Below are 18,378 nucleotides of genomic sequence, written 5' to 3'. Positions count from 1 at the left end.
GCGCGGGTGTCCCTGCGCCGTACGGGCGCACATACCGCCTAGTCTTCCCCGCATGGCTGCGGCTCAGGGACGATTTTCAGATGGCGCTGACGGTATGGACAGCGCGAAGGAGAGCTCCGTCCCGCTCCCGTTCCGGCGGGCGGTCGACGGCTTGAAGAAGGCGCGGCTGCGTGCGGGGATCGAGATCGACCCCACGAAGCCGCCGCAGAGACTGGCACCGCACGCCTACGCGCTGGAGGCGGCGGTGGTGGACGGGGAGGACGACCTGGCCGACGGCCGGCTCATCCTGCTGCACGATCCGGCCGGGCACGACGCCTGGCAGGGGACCTTCCGGCTCGTGACGCTCGTACGGGCGGAACTGGAGCCGGAGATGGCCGCGGACCCGCTCCTCCCCGAGGTGTGCTGGTCCTGGCTGACGGGGGCGCTGGACGCGCGCGGGCTGACGTACGGGGAGCCGAGCGGGACCGTGACCATGGCCAGCTCGCACTACTTCGGCGGGCTCGCGGAGCGGCGGCCTGCGACGCAGATCGAGATCAGAGCCTCGTGGACGCCGCGCGAGGGGGTGGGCGGGGTGCCGGACACCTCGGCGCACCTGGCGGCCTGGTGCGAGCTGCTGTGCCAGATCGCGGGGCTGCCTCCGGTGGGGCCGACCGACTCGGTCACCGGTGTGGTCTCCCTGCCACAGCGGCGCGGTCCGCACCACCCGTAGGCGCGGGGCCGTCCGGCCGCGCCGGAGGCCGGCGGGGACGCGAACGACCGATCGAAGCCCGCAACGAGGTGTCGGAACAGGGCATCCGTTGTGGGCTTCTGATCACCCGATGATCGATCGTGCGTCCGAATTGCCCGAATTGTTACTCACCAAATCGTGATCATTCCCTAAAGCCGGGCGGGTGACGTGCCGAAGGAGTCAGTGACCATCCGCACGGTTCGCACCGGCTTCCTTCCCCGAGCCGGCCGTCCCGCCACTCCCCCAGGAGGCCTAGGTGTCCGTTCTTCTCGAGCAGCCCGCAAGCCTGGTCGCCTACCGCCCGAACAAGCCGACGGCCATGGTCGTCGTGGCCGACCCGCGCGTCCGTTCCACCGTGACCCGCCATCTGTGGGCCCTCGGAGTACGTGACGTGATCGAGGCGTCGTCCATCGCGGAGGCCCGCCCCCGCGTCGGCAGCCCGCGCGACATCTGCGTGGCCGACGTACACCTGCCCGACGGTTCCGGTCTCACCCTGCTCTCCGAGACCCGTGCCGCGGGCTGGCCCAACGGCCTGGCACTGTCCGCCGCCGACGACATCGGCGCCGTACGCAACGCCCTCGCCGGCGGTGTGAAGGGCTACGTCGTCACCGGTACGCGCACCAACATCGGGCTCCCCACCCGGCCCGGCGCCGCCCCCATCGGCGCTGCCGCCGCCCGTATGCACCGCCGCCCCCCGGGTGCCCCGAGCCACCCGGGCGGCTACCGAGAGCTCTCCGGCCGCGAGGTCGAGGTCCTGCGCCTCGTCGCGGAGGGCCAGTCCAACAAGGCCATCGGCGTCTCGATGGGCCTGTCCGCCCTGACCGTCAAGTCCCACCTCGCCCGGATCGCCCGCAAGCTGGGCACCGGCGACCGGGCCGGGATGGTCGCCGTAGCCCTCCGGACCGGGATCATCCACTGACCTCGGGCGGCCGGAGCTCCCGAATAGCAGCCCGGGAAGACCGTCCGGCATACCCCCGGGAAACGCCCCGCATACTGATCGCGCCCGTCGACGGAACGTTCCGGCGACGGGCGCCCCGTATCCACGGATACCCTTGACCGGTGACCGACGCCCAAGAGACCGCAGCAGACCTGCGCACCACCACCGGGGGCGGCCCCCCGGACGACGTCGTCAGTTCGTCCGATGGGCCGCCGATTCCGTTGCTGGAACCCCGTGAGGGGATCCCCCCGGTCGTCGCCGACGCCGACGCCCTCGCCGAAGTGGTCGCGGCCTTCGCCGCGGGCGCCGGCCCCGTGGCCGTGGACGCCGAGCGCGCCTCCGGATACCGCTACGGCCAGCGCGCCTACCTGGTGCAGCTGCGCCGCGAGGGCGCGGGCTCCGCGCTGATCGACCCGGTGGGCTGCCCCGACCTGTCCGCACTGGGCGAGGCCCTGTCCGGCACCGAGTGGATCCTGCACGCCGCCACCCAGGACCTGCCCTGCCTGCGCGAAATAGGCATGGTGCCCACCTCCCTGTTCGACACCGAGCTGGCCGGCCGCCTGGCCGGCTTCCCGCGGGTCGGACTGGGCGCGATGGTCGAGAGCGTGCTCGGCTACGCGCTGGAGAAGGGCCACTCCGCCGTCGACTGGTCCACCCGCCCGCTTCCGGAGCCGTGGCTGCGCTACGCCGCCCTGGACGTGGAACTGCTGGTGGACCTGCGGGACGCGCTGGAGAAGGAGCTGGACCGGCAGGGGAAGCTGGAATGGGCCCACCAGGAGTTCGACGCCATCGCCGCCGCTCCGCCCGCGCCGCCGCGCAAGGACCCGTGGCGCCGTACGTCCGGCATGCACAAGGTGCGCCGCCGCCGGCAGATGGCGGTCGTACGGGAGCTGTGGGAGTCCCGGGACCGGATCGCCCAGCGGCGTGACGTCTCCCCCGGCAAGGTGCTGGGCGACGCCGCGATCGTCGAGGCCGCCCTGGCCCTCCCGGCGAACGTGCACACCCTGTCCGCCCTGCCCGGCTACGGGCAGCGGATGGGCCGGCGCCAGCTGGACCAGTGGATGGCCGCCGTGGACCGGGCCAAGGCCCTGCCCGAGAACGAGCTGCCGCAGCCCGGGGCGACCCCGGCCGGTCCGCCGCCGCCGCGCTCCTGGGCCGACAAGGACCCGGCCGCCGCGGCCCGGCTGTCGGCGGCCCGTGCCGCCGTCTCCGCCCTCGCGGAGGGGCTGAACCTGCCCCAGGAGAACCTGATCGCCCCGGACACGGTGCGCAGGCTGTGCTGGGAGCCGCCGCAGCGGCTCGAAGCCGAGACGGTGGCACAGGCCCTGGCGGGCTACGGCGCCCGCCCGTGGCAGGTCGAGCAGGTCACCGCGGCCCTGGTCACGGCCCTGGCCGCGACCGCCTGACCGGGCCGCGACCGAAGCCGAGCCTGCCGACGGGGTCCTCACTCCAGCGAAGTGAGGACCCCGTCCTCGTCCCGGTGGAAGCTCCCGCCCTTCTCGCCGAACACCTTGCCGTTCTTGAGCCATTGCTCGGACATGGCGTGGAGGTGAGTCGCCGCCCGCTCCCAGACGATCTGGTGACCCGCGCAGGCGAGCCGGACCATCAGCTTCTTCTTCCCCGGGATCAGCCGGTAGAGCTCGGGCACCGAGAAGTACAGCAGCCCCAGGTCCGGCGCCGTGTTCACGATGGAGTCGTGCTCCCCGTACACGAGGCATACGGGCACCGTCTGGCCGAGGACGTTGTGCAGCGGCACGGTCTTGGAGTTCCACCCCCACCAGAACGAGTTCCGCACCCTGATGAACCCCGTCGGTGCTCCGGACGTCGGACCGCCCCACGTGGCACCGAGCGCGTCGACGTCCTGGATCGCCTTCCACACCTCGTCGAGCACACCGTTCTCGCGCTGGTCCGGACACTTCAGGTCCCTGGCCCACGACGCCGTGAGCCCGTTCTTCGAGGTGACGGACATCGGGTAGCCGAAGGCCGCCGCCGGGGTACCCACCGGCATGTCCACCGGCGCGCCGAAGTCGGTGTTCGCCTTGCTCGCCCTTCCGTTGGGCGGGAAGAGCGGCGCCGCCAGAAAGAGGCTCTTGACCTTTTCGGCGTGCTGGATCGCGTACGGCCCGAGCTGCTGCGCGGCCGCGGACCAGCCGATCAGGTCGATCTTGGCCGTGGGCTGGGCGATCTCCTTACGGATGTACTCGACGACCGTGTCGACCTCGTCCCAGTCGCTCTTGGAGTTGTTCAGCTGGAAGGCGTACTGCGCGGGGGCGTCCGGGGCCGGCAGGTCGGCCGGGGGGATCGGGTTGGGGGAGAGCAGCGGGCGCTGCGCGGGGCTGACGTTGAGCGGCTCGTCCATCACCTTGGGACGGGTCGACAGCCCGGACCCCTGGAGCTCCATCACGAAGACGTCGTAGCCCGCCTTGGCCAGCTGCTCGGCCCAGCTGTACTTCTTGTTCGGGGGGTCGAAGCCCGCCAGGGCCGGGACGCTCCGGCCGTGCAGCATCAGGACGGGCTTGCGCGGGCCGCTCGTGGGCCTGCGCTCCCGTACGAAGAGCTTGACCGGGTCCCCGGCGTTGGCCGGGATGGTCGACTGGTGGTCGACGTAATGGTCCTTGGACATTGTCTGGTCCGCCATCGATGGCTCCGTTTTCGCCGGTGGGTCCCGGGCGGGCGCCCGGGCCGATCCAGCCTTCGTCCGGGCCCGGGCCCGATGCCACCGACGCGACCGCGCGGGCCCGGCCGGCGACCCGTACGGGTGTCCCCGGCATGCCGATCGGCCGGGCGCACGGCAGGGGCGCGAGGGGGCTCATGGGGTGTCTGGCGGTGTGACCTTCGCCGCTCCTCGGGGAGGGGGTGTGCACATTGGTTACCCACAAGTAGCATGGGCCGGGTGAGCGGGCGCTCAGCAACGTATGCCGAGCCGCCCCCGCGCAGCAGTGCACACCCGCACCTGGAGGAGAGCCAACGTGCCTCGTACCGTCAGGGACGTCGTCTTCGTCGACGGCGTCCGCACCCCGTTCGGCAAGGCGGGCCCGAAGGGCATCTACAACGGGACCCGCGCCGACGACCTCGTCGTGAAGGCGATCCGGGAGCTGCTGCGCCGCAACCCGGACCTGGACCCCGCGAAGATCGACGAGGTCGCCATCGCCGCGACCACGCAGATCGGCGACCAGGGCCTGACGCTGGGCCGTACCGCCGGCATCCTCGCGGGCCTCCCGCAGTCCGTCCCGGGCTACTCCATCGACCGCATGTGCGCCGGCGCGCTGACCGCCGTGACCGCCGTCGCGGGCGGTGTGGCCTTCGGTGCGTACGACGTCGCCCTCGCCGGCGGTGTCGAGCACATGGGCCGCCACCCCATGGGCGAGGGCGTCGACCCGAACCCGCGCTTCGTCTCCGAGAAGCTGGTCGACGAGTCCGCCCTGTTCATGGGCATGACCGCCGAGAACCTGCACGACCGGTACCCGACGATCACCAAGCTCCGCGCCGACGAGTACGCCGTGCGCTCGCAGGAGAAGGCCGCCAAGGCGTACGCCGACGGCAAGATCCAGCAGGACCTGGTCCCGATCTCGGTGCGCAACACCAACGAGGCGGCCGGTGAGACGGGCTGGGGCCTGGTCACCACCGACGAGCCGATGCGCCCGGGCACCACGCTGGAGAACCTGGCCGGCCTGAAGACCCCGTTCCGTACGCACGGCCGGGTCACCGCGGGCAACGCCGCCGGTCTCAACGACGGTGCCACCGCCGCGATCATCGCGTCCGAGGACTTCGCCCGGGAGAACAACCTCCCGGTCAAGATGCGCCTCGTCTCGTACTCCTTCGCGGGTGTCGAGCCGGAGGTCATGGGCTACGGCCCGATCCCGGCCACCGAGAAGGCCCTCGCCCAGGCCGGCCTGTCCATCGAGGACATAGGCCTGTTCGAGGTCAACGAGGCCTTCGCGGTCCAGGTCCTCGCGTTCCTGGAGCACTACGGCATCGCCGACGACGACGCCCGCGTGAACCAGTACGGCGGCGCCATCGCCTTCGGCCACCCGCTCGCCTCCTCGGGCGTGCGCCTGATGACGCAGCTGGCCCGCCAGTTCGAGGAGCAGCCGCACGTCCGCTACGGCCTGACCACCATGTGCGTCGGCTTCGGCATGGGCGCCACGGTCATCTGGGAGAACCCGAACTTCAACGCCGAGGGAGACTCCAAGTGAGCACCACCGCTGAGCTCCTGAAGGGCGCGGCCGAGCTGTTCCCGGACGAGGTCGTCACGTCCGCGCACGTCCGCCACCTGGACCTGCCGTTCGGCGCCGGGCGCTTCGCGCTCATCACGCTGGACAACGGCTTCGACCACACCAAGCCGACCACCTTCGGCCCGCAGTCCCTCGCCAACCTGAACGCGGCGATCGACCAGGTCGAGCAGGAGGCCCTCGCGGGCTCCATCGTCGGCGCGGGCATCACCGGCAAGCCGTTCATCTTCGCGGTCGGCGCCGACCTCAAGGGCGTCGAGCTGCTGAAGAAGCACGACGAGGCGCTCGCCATCGGCAAGGGCGGCCACGACGTCTTCAAGCGCCTGTCGGCGCTGGCGGTCCCGACCTTCGCGTACTACAACGGCGCGGCCATGGGCGGCGGCGTCGAGGTCGGTCTGCACTGCACCTACCGCACCGTCTCGAAGGCCATCCCGGCCTTCTCGCTCCCCGAGGTCTTCCTCGGCCTGGTTCCCGGCTGGGGCGGCTGCGCCCTCCTGCCGAACCTGATCGGCGCGGAGCGCGCGGTCTCGGTGATCATCGAGAACTCGCTCAACCAGAACAAGCAGCTGCGCGGCAAGCAGGTCTTCGACCTGGGCATCGCGGACGCGCTGTTCGAGGGCGCGGACTTCCTGGAGCAGTCGCTCCTGTGGACCGCGAACGTCCTGAACGGCACCACCGAGGTCGTCCGCGCCGAGATCGACCGCGGCGAGGCCTGGGACGCGGCCGTCGCCAAGGGCCGCTTCATCGCGGACTCCAAGGTGCACGGCGCGGCCCCGGCCGCCTATCGCGCGCTGGAGATCATCGAGGCGGCCAAGGACGGCGACCTGCAGAAGGGCTTCGACGCCGAGGACACCGCGCTCGCGGACCTCATCATGGGCGGCGAACTGCGCTCCGGCATCTACGCCTTCAACCTGGTCCAGAAGCGCGCCAAGCGCCCGGCCGGTGCCCCGGACAAGTCCCTGGCCCGTCCGGTCACCAAGGTCGGCGTCGTCGGCGCGGGCCTGATGGCCTCGCAGCTGGCGCTGCTCTTCCTGCGCCGCCTGGAGGTGCCGGTGGTCCTCACCGACATCGACCAGGAGCGCGTGGACAAGGGTGTGGGCTACGTCCACGCCGAGATCCAGAAGCTGCTCGGCAAGGGCCGCATCAACCAGGACAAGGCCAACCGCCTGACCGCCCTGGTGACCGGTGTCCTGGACAAGGCCGAGGGCTTCGCGGACGCGGACTTCATCATCGAGGCCGTGTTCGAGGAGATGTCCGTCAAGCAGAAGGTGTTCGCGGAGGTCGAGGCGGTCGCCCCGGCGCACGCGATCCTCGCCACCAACACCTCCTCGCTGTCGGTGTCGGAGATGGCCTCCAAGCTCCAGCACCCGGAGCGCGTGGTCGGCTTCCACTTCTTCAACCCGGTCGCGATCCTCCCGCTGCTGGAGATCGTCCGCGGTGAGCAGACCGACGACGCCTCGCTGGCCACGGCCTTCGGTGTCGCCAAGAAGCTGAAGAAGACCGCGGTCCTCACCAAGGACGCCCCGGCGTTCGTCGTGAACCGCATCCTGACCCGCTTCATGGGCGAGATCCAGAACGTCATCGACGAGGGCACCCCGGTGGTCACCGCCGAGAAGGCCATCGAGCCGCTCGGCCTGCCGATGTCCCCGCTGGTGCTGCTGGAGCTCGTCGGCCCGGCGATCGGTCTGCACGTCTCCGAGACCCTGAACCGCGCCTTCCCGGAGCGCTTCACCGTCTCCCCGAACCTGGCTGCGGTCGTCAAGGCCGGCAAGCGCGGCTTCTACGTCTACTCCGCAGAGAACAACTTCAAGCCGGAGCTGGACCCCGAGGTCGCCGCCCTTCTCGTCCAGGGCGATGTCGTCCTGACCGAGGAGCAGGTCCGCGACCGCGTCCTGGACGCGGTGGCGCAGGAGATCGGCCTGATGCTGGAGGAGGGTGTCGTGGCCGAGGCCCAGGACATCGACCTCTGCCTCATCACGGGCGCCGGCTGGCCCTTCCACCTGGGCGGCGTGACGCCGTACCTGGACCGTGAGGGTGTCTCCGAGCGGGTGAACGGCAAGAAGTTCCTCGCCCCCGGTCTGGCGAGCGTCCCGGTCTGACCGACCCGGACTCCGCGCACGACGAAGCCGATGCCGCACCGCCCTGTCAGGGGCGGTGCGGCATCGGCCGTTTTCGTCCGCGGTCGGTCACCCTCGGCGGGTGGGTGCGCTCAACGCGGGAAGAGCGCCAGCGCGTTGGCCACGGGCCGTTCGGTGGACTTCCCGTCGGCCTCCCTCGGGTGGTTGCGCAGCCCCCCGCCCACGACCATGGTCGTGGACCCGCCGCCGTCGAGGCCGATGCCGTCCTTGGCGCCGAGCGAGGCCAGGAGCTCGGCCGCCTCCGCGAGTGTGGCTCCGGCGTCCACGCCGGGTGCCCGGCCGTCGATCGTCACGAGGAGCAGCGCTCCGTCGGCGGTGACCCCGATCACCGTGCGCGGGGCCTTCCTGGTGGAGGCGGCCGCGTCGCCGAGTGCGGACGCCCCGTCCTTCAGCAGCCGGTAGCGGCCGCCGAACGCGGTGTCGACGCGGCCGGCCACGGGGAGCCCCGCCATGTCGTTCATCCGGGTGGAACGCGTGATCCGGCTGCCGGTGCGCGCGTGGGAGCGCAGCCATTCGGCGCCGGATCCGGTCGCCTGGAGCGTGCTGCCCTTCTCGGGTACGGGCCCGCCGGCGGGCTTGCGGACCTCCACCACCCGCCCGTCGCGGTCGAGCACCGCCTCCATGCTGTCGGGGGTGCCGGGGGGAGTGTTGTCGCCCCACTCCTCGGTGAACGCGACGAGTTCGGCGTCGTCCGTGCACAGGCCGCCGTACGGCTCCTCCATCGGCACCTCCGTGACGGCCACGCGGTCGCCGCCCACGCCTCCGCAGCCCAGGATGCGGCCCGGGACCCGGTTGATGCCGTCCAGTTCCCGGCGTGCCCCGTCGTCCGAGATCATCTGGATCTCGGTGGTGACCTCGTCGATCCGGGCGTCGAGCCGGCCGTCCTTGTCACCGATCAGCAGCGCGGTCCGGCCGTTGGTCGCCTCGCTGAGCATCCGGCCGCGCTCGGTGTACAGGCCCAGCGGGTCGCCGTCGTAGCCGCCGTAGTTCTTGCCGCTGCTGATGTCGAAGTAGGAGGCGTTGACCGCGGCCAGCGCCCCGGCGGCCCCGGCCATCTCCCGTACCGTCTCGGCGCGGGCGAGGGCGCTTCCGTGCACACCCGCCACCTTGACCCGGGCGTCGGGGCGGACGGTCAGCATCTGTACGTGCGAAGGCGCGCGACCGTCGAGTTTGCGGACGAACTCCTCGTAGGAGACACCCTCGGGCAGCGCGCTGTCCGGGACCGGCGACCGGGAGGCGACCCCGCCGTCCGGAACCTCCGCCGCGCCCGAGCATCCGGCCAGCGTGAGGACCATCGCCAGGGCGGCCGCCAGGCGGCGGGAGCTAGCCACGGAGCGCACCCATGGCCCCCGGCGACAGCGCCAGGTCGCCGATGTGGACGACCACGTCCGACCGGACGGAGTACCCGTCCTGGTCCTCGTAGGTGCAGGTGAAGAAGTCGTATCCGATGTACGAGGCAGGGGCCTGGTAGGTGACCGTGCCGTCGGGCGAGCAGTGCAGCGTGCCCCGCCGGGGGATGCCGACGCCGGTGCGGCGCAGTCCGTGTCCGGTGTCCGCGGGCAGGGCGGCCCGGCCGCCGGGGTGCAGGTGCAGGGCGCGGCCGGGGATGCTGTGGCGGCGGACCCAGAAGCCCTGGTCCTCGATGCCCGAGCAGGGGATCAGCTTGTCGCCCTGGGCCGGCATCAGGCCGACGACCACGCGCGGGAGCATCATGGCGCCGTCCGGGGCTGCCGCGTCGACCGTGACGGTGCAGGTGGCGGTGAACGGCTCGGTGCCGCCGGCGAAGGTGGCGTACCGGCCGTTCTTCAGCAGCCGGAAGCCCTGCAGGTCGCCCAGGACCACCGCGTCGCCCAGCATTTCGCCGAGGATGTAGCCGTAGGTGCGGTACGCGCCGCCGCTGGGGGTGACGGTCATGGCCAGGGTGAACTCCTGGCCGGGGACCAGGGGCCGGGTGGGGTCGGCCGAGGACACCAGGTCGAGCACCCCGCCGAGGGGGCCCTGGGCGATCCAGGCACGGACCACGGGGAACCAGTCGCTCACTTCTTCGCTCCCGCTATCGCTCTGCCGACGCGCTCCTTGGTGAGCCGCTCGGATTCGTCGTCGTCGAGGAATTGCACCGCCTGGTTCGCGTCGAACGGGGTCTCCAGGTTCCGGAAGTACGCGGCGGGCAGCAGCCCTCGCGACCGCATCTCGCCGGCGACGAACCGGGCGACCTCCACGGCGCCGAACGGCCTCAGGTGCGAGTTGTCGCCCACCCCGTCGGGGTAGTTGGGGTGCTCGCCGGGCTCGAGGCAGAGGAAGACCTGGCGGCAGTCCTGCGGGCCGAGCTGCCGCCACCAGGCGACGCTCCACTCGTTGAGGTCGATCAGGGGCACGGACATCTGCTCGGCCAGCTCCCGCTTGGCGGCCGGGTAGAGCTTGAGCGGCCGGCGGAAGTTGCCGTACTTGTCGAAGACCGAGCGCTCGTGGCTGGTGACGAGCACCGGGTGGGCGCCGCGCAGCCGGGTCTCGTCGACGTAGCGCCGCAGGTTCCCCTGGTAGTCCTCGAAGGGCTCGGTGTGCAGGCCGGCGCCGGGCTTCATGTCGTTGGGCCCGAAGGAGATCACGTGCAGGTCGCCAGGGCGGAGGCCGTCCAGGACCCATCCCAGCCTGCCGCGCTCCATGAAGCTCTTGGTGCTGGCCCCGGCGCGGGCACAGTTGTACAGCTCCACGCCCTGCAGGAAGAGCGGCATCGTCTGTCCCCAGCCGGTCATGGGGGCCATGCTGCGCGGCCGGTCGCAGAGGCTCGATCCGCCGGACAGGAAGACTGCCGTCATGGTGCGTCCTTCATGTGGTTCTCAAAACTCCCCGAAGCCCCGTGCTCCGAGGTGCAGTTGCGCCCGCTGGTCGCCCACGACGTTGGCGTCCATCGTGTCGATGACGTCGAAGGCGCGTTCACAGTTGGAGGTGTCGCGCAGGACGAAGAACGCCTCCGCGCGGCGCCGGTACTCCGGCTCGACCTGGAAGTTCCGCTCCATCGTCGCGATGATCTCGTCGACGGCATGGTCGACGGTGCGGCAGGCGGGGCCGAAGCCGTCCCGGGCCAGGTCGAAATATCCCCGCTTGTAGTGCTTGGTGTAGAAGGACTCGTCGTCGAAGTTCGTGTAGACGATGGGCTTGCCCATGTAGGCCACGTCGAAGAACACCGAGGAGTAGTCGGTGACCAGCATCGAGCACTCGCGCATCGCGAGCTGCACGTCGCGTCCCGTCGTCGAGACCGTGATCGACGGGTGGTCGATCTTGAAGTGGCTCAGGTACGGGCGGATCTCGTAGTGCGGCATGAACTCCAGCTCGACCCCGTAGAACTGCAGGGCGTTCAGCAGTCGCTCGTTGCGCAGCAACGCGGAGAAGAACCGGTAGTACTCGGACGCCGGGAAGGGGATCTCGGGCTTGGCCGCCCTGTTGTACGAGGGGGCCACGATGTCCCGGCGCCAGGTCGGCATGACCAGGATCCGGCGCAGGCCGCGGACCGGCTCCAGGGCGTCGAACCGGGGCAGCCCGGTCGCCGCGACGCGCCCGTAGCCGTAGCCGCAGTGCTCGGCGTAGTACGAGCGCTCGCTGCGCCCCGTGGTGAGCACCATGTCGACGTTGGTGGCCTGGCCGTGGATCGAGGCGACGACGTCGTTGTAGACGACTCCGTGCTGGAGGAAGACCCGCTTGTAGCGCAGCAGGTCTCCGTAGCCGCGCAGGAACGCCCTCTTGAGGAGGCCGGGGAAGCCCAGGTAGGCCTCCAGGTCGTAGGCGTTGATGAGCCGTTCCGCGTGCAGCAGGTAGGCCCGGTGCTTCCATGACAGCCGGTCGATGACCTGCCCGTAGCGGGCGACCTTGTCCCAGTCCGGGGAGTCTCCGTTGATGGAGTAGTAGATCTTGGTCTTGGGCCGGTTCTGCCGGATCCACTTGAACAGGTGGTAGCTGTTGTCCTGAGCGGTGTCCTCGCGCTCGCCGATGATCCAGATGCCCCGGTTGTGCAGGTAGGGGTAGGTGAACCAGTACATCAGGCGGGTGCGCCAGCCGGGGCGGCCGGGCAGCGAGTTGCGCAGCTCCCAGCCGAAGCGCCGCAGCTTGTCCTTGCGCCGGGCCAGGAAGCCGCGCACCCAGCGGATCGCGACCTGCTCGTCGTCGTCGATCGACAGGACCAGGCGCTGCCGGCCCGAGGTGTGCACGCCCTTGAAGCGGTGCAGCATCTGCCGGGCCGCCAGCGGGATGTCGTGGTGGCGGTCCTGGTCGAGCACCCTCATGACCAGGGTCAGCTCGGCGTTGCGCAGCGGGTCGAGCGCGCCCGGGCGGGCCGTGGCGCGCCAGCCGGAGAACCAGTCCTGGTTCTTGCGGGTACGCCAGCGGTCGCGGCGGTAGACCTGCTCCACGGGCAGCGCCACCTCGCGCCGGCCGTCGGAGAGCACCAGCTGGATCCGGTTCGTGAAGCGGGCGCTGATGTCCACGCCGGAGAAGACGAGGAGCCCCTCGAAGTGGAGCTCGTCGTCGGTCCAGTCGAAGGTCTCCAGGACGGCGCTGGCCCGCGGTACGCGCAGCAGCGTCGTCTGCACCGGGTCGGTGGCCAGCCTCCGGTAGATGCCCTCGTCGTCCAGGAACAGGGTGGGCAGGTACTCCGGCGTGCCCAGCGGGTCCGCGAAGAGTTCCAGGTTGCCCGTGACGATCGCGTGGTGCTGGACCTTGGACTGCGGGTGGGACGCGTACTGGAGGATCATCTCGTCGGGGACCTGGCCGTAGACCGACGCCAGCGCGGGAAGGACCGCGGCGAGCTCCGGCTTGCTCATGATCCGGTGCATGTTGCGCACGAAGGGCTGGAGCGTGCGGACCACGAAGCGCTGGGCGAGCAGGACGATCCGGGGCGGGGCTCCCTGGACCGAGGCGAGGACGTACGAGGCCAGGCGGACCCGGTCCACCGCCTTGGCGGGGTCGTTCCACGGGCGGTCGAAGAGGGAGTTCTGGTTCTGCTCGTCGCGCGCGTAGAAACGGGCACCCGGTGCGATGGCCACCGCCCGCGCGTACAGCACGGCCGGGACGGTGAACCAGTCGTCCTCGGGGCCGGGACCCGGGCCGCAGCGGAAGCCGTGTTCCCGGATGAAGGAGGTCTTGAAGAGCTTGGCGCCGAGCTGGGTGGAGAACACCAGGTACGGGGCGTCCGCCAGCCTGCGGACGGGGTCCTTGCCGCTGAAGTACCGCTGCCACGGCTCGTCCGCGCTCCGCCACGGGCCGGGGAAGTTGTCCGTCTGACCGACGACGACATCGGCGCCCTTGACCCGGCGGGCCGCCGCGAGCAGCCGGCCGACGGAGTCCTCGCCGAGGATGTCCCGGGCGCGCGCGAACATCACGTAGGGGGCCGCGACGTACCGCAGCCCGTGGTCGAAGGCGGCGCGCAGGCCGAGGCTGTGCTGGGTGACGACGCCGGCGTTGGGGTAGTAGGCGGCGAAGGCCGCCAGCTGCCGGCCGGTGCTGTCGCTCGAACCGTCGTCGACGAAGACGACCTGGGTGCGCGGGAAGCTGCCCTGGGCGACGAGCGAGGAGAGGAACTCGCGCAGGTGGTACTCGTCGTTGTGGCACTGGACCACGAGCGCGGCGGCGTACTGCTCGGGCGGGGCGACCGGTGCGACCGGGGCGGCGTCCTGCCACCACAGCCAGGGCGTGCCCCGGTCCGAAGCCTTGACCTGCAGTTCCTCGGTCTCCGGGCGCAGGCCGAGATTGCCGCTGACGGTCTCGTAGACCTCGAAGACGCCGGCCGCGCAGGAGTGCCGCAGGCTGCTGACGTCGACGCCGCTGATGTTGAGCGCCGTGGAGGCGCGCTCGCCGCCGTGCCTGAGCTGGACGAAGAAGTTCCAGTGGCCCGCGCGGTCGGCCTTGTCCAGGGTGGACTTGAGGTCGACGGTGGTGTGGTAGCGGATCCAGTCCGCATCGATCTCCACGCCGGAGACGGGGAAGCGGTGGTCCGTCTTGGTGCTGCGGCGGCGCAGCACCGCGATGAGTTCGATCTTGTCTTCGGGGTCGAACCGGCTGAACTGGTTGCGTATCGCACCGGCGATGTGCAGCTCGCCGTCGACCATCTCGATCGAGACGGCCTGGTTGTACATGCGGGCGTCGGCCAGCTTGTGGCCGGTCAGTTCCAGCTCGGTGACCTCGAGGAACTTCTCCGCGCCGGGGTGGCCCAGGAGCGATCCCGACCAGAACACCCGGCCGTCGCGCTCCACGATGTCGGAGCTGATGACGCTGCGGCGCTTCATGTAGTCGGAGGCCGACACGGCGATGTCGACCCGGCCGTGCATCAGGCCGAAGGCACGGATCCGCTCCATGGGGCCGCACAGCTCGAAGGTGCCGGGGTCGAGGCCGTGCAGGTACGGGGCGACGGCCGCGACGAACGCGTCGCGGTAGGCCTGGTCCCCGGTGCGCAGTTCGGGGGTGTACAGCCGCAGGTCGTGCGAGAGGAACTTGGCCCCCTTGCGGGCGAGCAGGTCCGGGCGCCCGACGCTGTACAGGAAGCTGTCGGTGTACTGGTGCACCAGGACGCGGTCGCGGATGCTGCGCAGCTCGTGGCGGCGGTTGGTGATCGACGGCTGGTCGGATTCCCGCTCCCACATCCACCGGTAGACGGGTGTGGCGAGGATGGTGAACGACCGCGCGTGGAAGTTCGCCACCGTGGAGAAGTAGGTGTCCTCGAAGTAGACGCCCTCGGGAAAGCGGATGCCGTGGTTGTCGAGGAAGTCCCGGCGGTACAGCTTTCCGGTGGCGATCGGGTCGTCGACCAGCTCGGGCATGCCGCTCAGGCCGGCGACCGTCTGGTCGGCGGGGTACAGCTGGGGCTGCCAGACGGTGATCTCGTCCGTGGCCTGGTTGATGCGGACCACGCGGCCGGCGGTGACCTCCGAGCCCGTGGTGAGGGCGGAGGAGAGCAGCGTCTCGACGGCCTTGAGGGGCAGCTCGTCGTCCGCGTCGAGGAACATCACGAACTGGCCGGAGGCGGCCTCGATGCCGTTGTTGCGGGGTGCGCCGCAGCCGCCGCTGTTCTGCGGCCGCTCGATGACGCGGACCCGGCCGTCCTGCGCGGCGTACTGGTGGGCCACGGCGACGGTGCTGTCGGTGGACCGGTCGTCGACGACGAGGACCTCGACGCCGCGGTGGGTCTGGGCCAGTGCCGACTGGAGGGCGCGGGCGAGCGTGGCGCTCGCGTTGAAGGCCGGGATGACGATGGTGACGCGGTACTGCGATATGTCGACCGGGAAGCTCATCTGGGGTGGCGCTCCGGTTCGGCGTAGTCGGGGCGCGGCACCGCCTGCGACGGGATCTTTGCCAACTGCATGGTGTCGGTGACACTGCCGGTGTACTCGTCCGTGTAGGGACGCGGGTACGGCTGGAAGCCGGGGTCCTCGTACGGTTCCGGAGCGGGGAACCTGCGGTCGGCCTCGTCCACACCCGGGTAGTCGCCCTCCCGGCGACGGTGGCGTCCCGCGTGCAGGTGCGGGGCTATGGAGCCGGCGCGCGACGGGGTGCTGCCCGGGTCGAGGCGCTCCATCGTGCGCGTGAAGTCCCGGGTGGAGAGCCAGAACTTGAACATGATGACGAGCTCGAAGGCGCCCATCAGCACGGCGGACACCGCCGTGGTCCACAGCACGTGGCCGATGAGCGGGCCGACGATGAAGATGAACATCTGGAACTCGATGCCGCTGATGAGGTGCGGCCGGATGCGGCTCTGCACCAGGGCGTGGCGGACCCGCGCGTACCAGGGGAAGCGCTCGCGGAACTGCTGGTGCAGGTCGATGACCTCGGCCTGTTCGGTCTCCGCGCTCCGGCGCTTGAGCTCGTCCGCCTGGCCCAGGGGGTTTTCGCGCAGCAGGTCCTCGATGAAGACGACCTTGCGCTCCTCCTCTTCGAGGCCCTGTTCCGCCTGCCGGGAGAGGGTGACGGCTTCGATCTTGTTGCGCATCGACATGCGCATCTTGTAGATCTGGAGGGCGTCGACATAACGCAGCATGTCGAGGAAGATCACGACGAGGGCCGCGAGCAGGAAGATCTCTTCGTCGGCGCGCACGAACTGCCCGCCCATCAGGGCGAGCGCGCAGACGAGTACGCGAATGCGGTCGAATACGTAGTCGAGCCAGCCGCCGAAGATGGTTCCGTTGCCCTTGAGGCGGGCGAGCTTGCCGTCGATGCAGTCGAGGATGAAGCTGACGTGGTACAGGGCCGCCCCGATGCACAGGGATGCCCAGTCACCCTGGAAGAAGAAGTAGGACGAGCCCAGGCCCATGTAGAGGGCGGCCCACGTCACCCGGTTCGGCGTCACGAAGTCCCACCGGGCGAGCAGGCAGACGAGTCGGGTCGCCACCGGGTCGACCAGAAGGACCGTCCACCAAGCATCCCGCTTCTTACACGTGAGCTTCTGGACAGCCTTCAGTGACAGCTTGGACATAACCCCTCAGTCGTCAACGCGAACCCGATGACGGCTTTCGTCGCCGCCCTGACGCCGGACGTTCACCTATGGTTTAAGTAAAGGGCGCCTCATGACCATAACAAGCCACTTATGGCCAGAGCCAGTACTCAAATTGTCAACCATCGCAACCAAACGTCGCTTATTGGACACTCCAAGAAGTGAACTCCAAGCCAGTGGACCCCAATTCCTGCCGTGCCACACGGAGTTTCCCGTCCATTCCGACTGTGGCGATGACCACACGGCCCCGGCTGTCGAATGCGGCCGCCGGCGGAACCACCGAGGGCTCCCCGGATTCCGACCACCACACCCCCGTATCGGGCCGCCCGTCAGGGTGCGCGCCGATGGCCGTCACTCCCCCGGCACCGCCGCGCACGAGCACCGTGCAGCCCCAGCCCTGGATGTCGGCACCCGCCACTCCGGCGACCGGACCGACCCCGTCCGGCCCGCCGAGGCCGATCGGCGCCTGCGCGCCCGGCCACCAGACGCACACCTCGTTGGTCCCCGCGTACCGGAAGCGCACCAGGCCGGCCTCCGGGGCCGCCGCCAGGCTGCCCGGGTACGGGCTCACGGGGATCCGGCGGTTCTCCGCCCACTCCGACCTCGCGTCGCGCCGGTACCAGTGCACGGCGGCCTGGGTGTCGCGCGCCCGCGCCACCATGTGCACCCCGCCCTCCGCCGCCGCGAAGACCGTCAGCTCGTCGGCCACCTTCAGTCCGCGCAGCGTCTCCCAGCCGGCCAGGCCGCCGGACCGCGCCTGCCTCCGGGTACTGACGCTGTGTCCGAAGTTGCGGACGAAGACGTGCAGGGTTCCCTCGGGGTCGAAGGCGGCGGCGGGAAATCCGACCTCGCGGGCCTTCTGCCAGCCCGAAGCATTGGGATTGCCCATCGTCAGCCACGGCCCGACGGGCCGGCCCGTCTGGTACTGGGTCGCGCAGACCACCTCGACGGCGACCCCGCCCTCCCTGCGCTTGGTCCGGCTCAGACCGATCAGGTGCGCGTAGCCCTCGGGGCCGCGCAGTACGGTCAGCCCGGGCATCAGCTCCGGGCCTTCGAGCAGCTCGGGTCCCCGCCAGCCTTCGGCCTCGGTGGATCCCTCGGTCCAGCGGACGACGCCGGCGGCCGTGGGCAGGTAGGCGGACAGCCGGCCGTCCTTGCCGGTCATCAGCCAGCGGGTGGGGAGGGGGTAGCGGGTGCACGCCTGGGGAGGCAGTCCGGCGTCCGCGCCGGCCCTGCGGCAGTCGACGAACACCGGGGTGCCGACGTCGAGCTGGTAGCGGCGGGCGGCCCGGAGCGCACTGCGGGCGACCTGCCCGCGCGCCGCCGGCTCGTTGACGATCGGAAGCTTGCGTTCGCGGTCGAAGTCGGTGTGCGCGGGATCCGGATCGAGGGTCCGCACGCGCAGCGGCTCTATCTCGTAGAGGGTGTCGAGGATCTGGCCCGTGAGGTTGCCCGCCTCGGCGTCGAGGAAGAACGGTTCTCCGGGGAAGGTGCACCCGCGTCGCCGCGCCTGGGCGACGGCCGCTTCCATCGCGCGGTACTCGGCGTCGTCGCCGCCGTCGAGGCAGACGAGCTCGATCACGGAGCCGGCCGGTTCGGAGAGGATGAGGGGGACGGCATCGGCGGGGCCCGCCACGACGATCGCCACCGGGGCCGGACGGCCGGACTGCGGGCCGGAACCGGGCAGCGGGTCAGGGGACGTCTCGCCGCGTCGCGTACGACGTCTGGTTGCTCGGGCCATGGCTTCCTCTCCTCCTCCCTGGCGCCTCGCGGACTCCGGGACTTCCGCTGCACGACCGACCAGGAGGACGATAAGCGCTCTCCCATTCGACTCGGAAATCTGCTTATAGTGCAGCGGCATCCGGACGGCC

Annotated in this window: 12 protein-coding genes; 5 read left to right on the top strand and 7 right to left on the bottom strand. The window is 70.7% G+C overall.

All coding sequences use genetic code 11. The annotated features are described in order from the left end of the window. Positions 1-52: 52 nt before the first annotated feature. The 3 genes from ACFWBN_RS17655 to ACFWBN_RS17645 all read left to right on the top strand — a co-directional run bounded on the left by ACFWBN_RS17655 (position 53) and on the right by ACFWBN_RS17645 (position 3,070). Positions 53-709: a DUF3000 domain-containing protein gene (locus ACFWBN_RS17655; protein WP_385177502.1), complete on the top strand. Its 657-nt coding sequence runs from the start codon at positions 53-55 to the stop codon at positions 707-709. A gap of 274 nt (positions 710-983) precedes the next feature. Then, positions 984-1,646 carry a response regulator transcription factor gene (locus ACFWBN_RS17650; RefSeq protein ID WP_007267191.1) on the top strand — a complete coding sequence of 221 codons (663 nt, stop codon included), beginning with the start codon at positions 984-986 and terminating at the stop codon, positions 1,644-1,646. 140 nt (positions 1,647-1,786) lie between these two features. Continuing rightward, positions 1,787-3,070: an HRDC domain-containing protein gene (locus ACFWBN_RS17645; protein ID WP_385177500.1), complete on the top strand. Its 1,284-nt coding sequence runs from the start codon at positions 1,787-1,789 to the stop codon at positions 3,068-3,070. Between the two features lie 38 nt (positions 3,071-3,108). Here ACFWBN_RS17645 and ACFWBN_RS17640 read toward each other — a convergent pair whose 3' ends face one another. Next, entirely contained in the window at positions 3,109-4,302 is a 1,194-nt protein-coding gene (locus tag ACFWBN_RS17640) for an alpha/beta hydrolase (RefSeq protein WP_385177498.1), read from the bottom strand. Positions 4,303-4,633: 331 nt separating this feature from the next. Between ACFWBN_RS17640 and ACFWBN_RS17635 the strand changes: the two genes are divergently transcribed. Then, the gene (locus ACFWBN_RS17635) at positions 4,634-5,860 is read left to right on the top strand and encodes an acetyl-CoA C-acyltransferase (protein WP_266634213.1); all 1,227 of its coding nucleotides are present in this window, start codon (positions 4,634-4,636) and stop codon (positions 5,858-5,860) included. Beyond that, entirely contained in the window at positions 5,857-7,995 is a 2,139-nt protein-coding gene (locus tag ACFWBN_RS17630; RefSeq protein WP_385177496.1) for a 3-hydroxyacyl-CoA dehydrogenase NAD-binding domain-containing protein, read from the top strand. Before ACFWBN_RS17635 ends, ACFWBN_RS17630 begins: the two co-directional genes overlap by 4 nt. A gap of 110 nt (positions 7,996-8,105) precedes the next feature. Here ACFWBN_RS17630 and ACFWBN_RS17625 read toward each other — a convergent pair whose 3' ends face one another. From ACFWBN_RS17625 to ACFWBN_RS17600, 6 genes are all read right to left on the bottom strand, one after another. Next, positions 8,106-9,365, bottom strand: coding sequence for a phosphodiester glycosidase family protein (locus ACFWBN_RS17625; RefSeq protein ID WP_385177493.1), 1,260 nt, complete (start codon positions 9,363-9,365; stop codon positions 8,106-8,108). Continuing rightward, a complete protein-coding gene (locus ACFWBN_RS17620; protein ID WP_385177491.1) occupies positions 9,358-10,074 on the bottom strand; it encodes a hypothetical protein in 717 nt (238 codons plus the stop codon). Before ACFWBN_RS17620 ends, ACFWBN_RS17625 begins: the two co-directional genes overlap by 8 nt. After that, positions 10,071-10,850 (bottom strand): rhamnogalacturonan acetylesterase, encoded by a 780-nt coding sequence (locus tag ACFWBN_RS17615; RefSeq protein ID WP_385177488.1) that lies wholly within the window; start codon positions 10,848-10,850, stop codon positions 10,071-10,073. The genes ACFWBN_RS17620 and ACFWBN_RS17615 overlap by 4 nt, the downstream gene beginning before the upstream one ends. Positions 10,851-10,871: 21 nt before the next feature. Beyond that, positions 10,872-15,311: a glycosyltransferase gene (locus tag ACFWBN_RS17610; RefSeq protein ID WP_385177486.1), complete on the bottom strand. Its 4,440-nt coding sequence runs from the start codon at positions 15,309-15,311 to the stop codon at positions 10,872-10,874. Then, a complete protein-coding gene (locus ACFWBN_RS17605) occupies positions 15,308-16,489 on the bottom strand; it encodes a CDP-alcohol phosphatidyltransferase family protein (RefSeq protein WP_385177483.1) in 1,182 nt (393 codons plus the stop codon). Before ACFWBN_RS17605 ends, ACFWBN_RS17610 begins: the two co-directional genes overlap by 4 nt. A gap of 160 nt (positions 16,490-16,649) precedes the next feature. After that, the gene (locus ACFWBN_RS17600) at positions 16,650-18,248 is read right to left on the bottom strand and encodes a hypothetical protein (RefSeq protein WP_385177479.1); all 1,599 of its coding nucleotides are present in this window, start codon (positions 18,246-18,248) and stop codon (positions 16,650-16,652) included. Positions 18,249-18,378: the final 130 nt, after the last annotated feature.

Origin of the sequence: Streptomyces sp. NPDC059989 (assembly GCF_042736975.1) — a bacterium.
Taxonomy (GTDB): domain Bacteria; phylum Actinomycetota; class Actinomycetes; order Streptomycetales; family Streptomycetaceae; genus Streptomyces.
The sequence above is the reverse complement of the archived record's forward strand: the minus strand, read 5'-3'. Positions and strand labels throughout refer to the sequence as shown.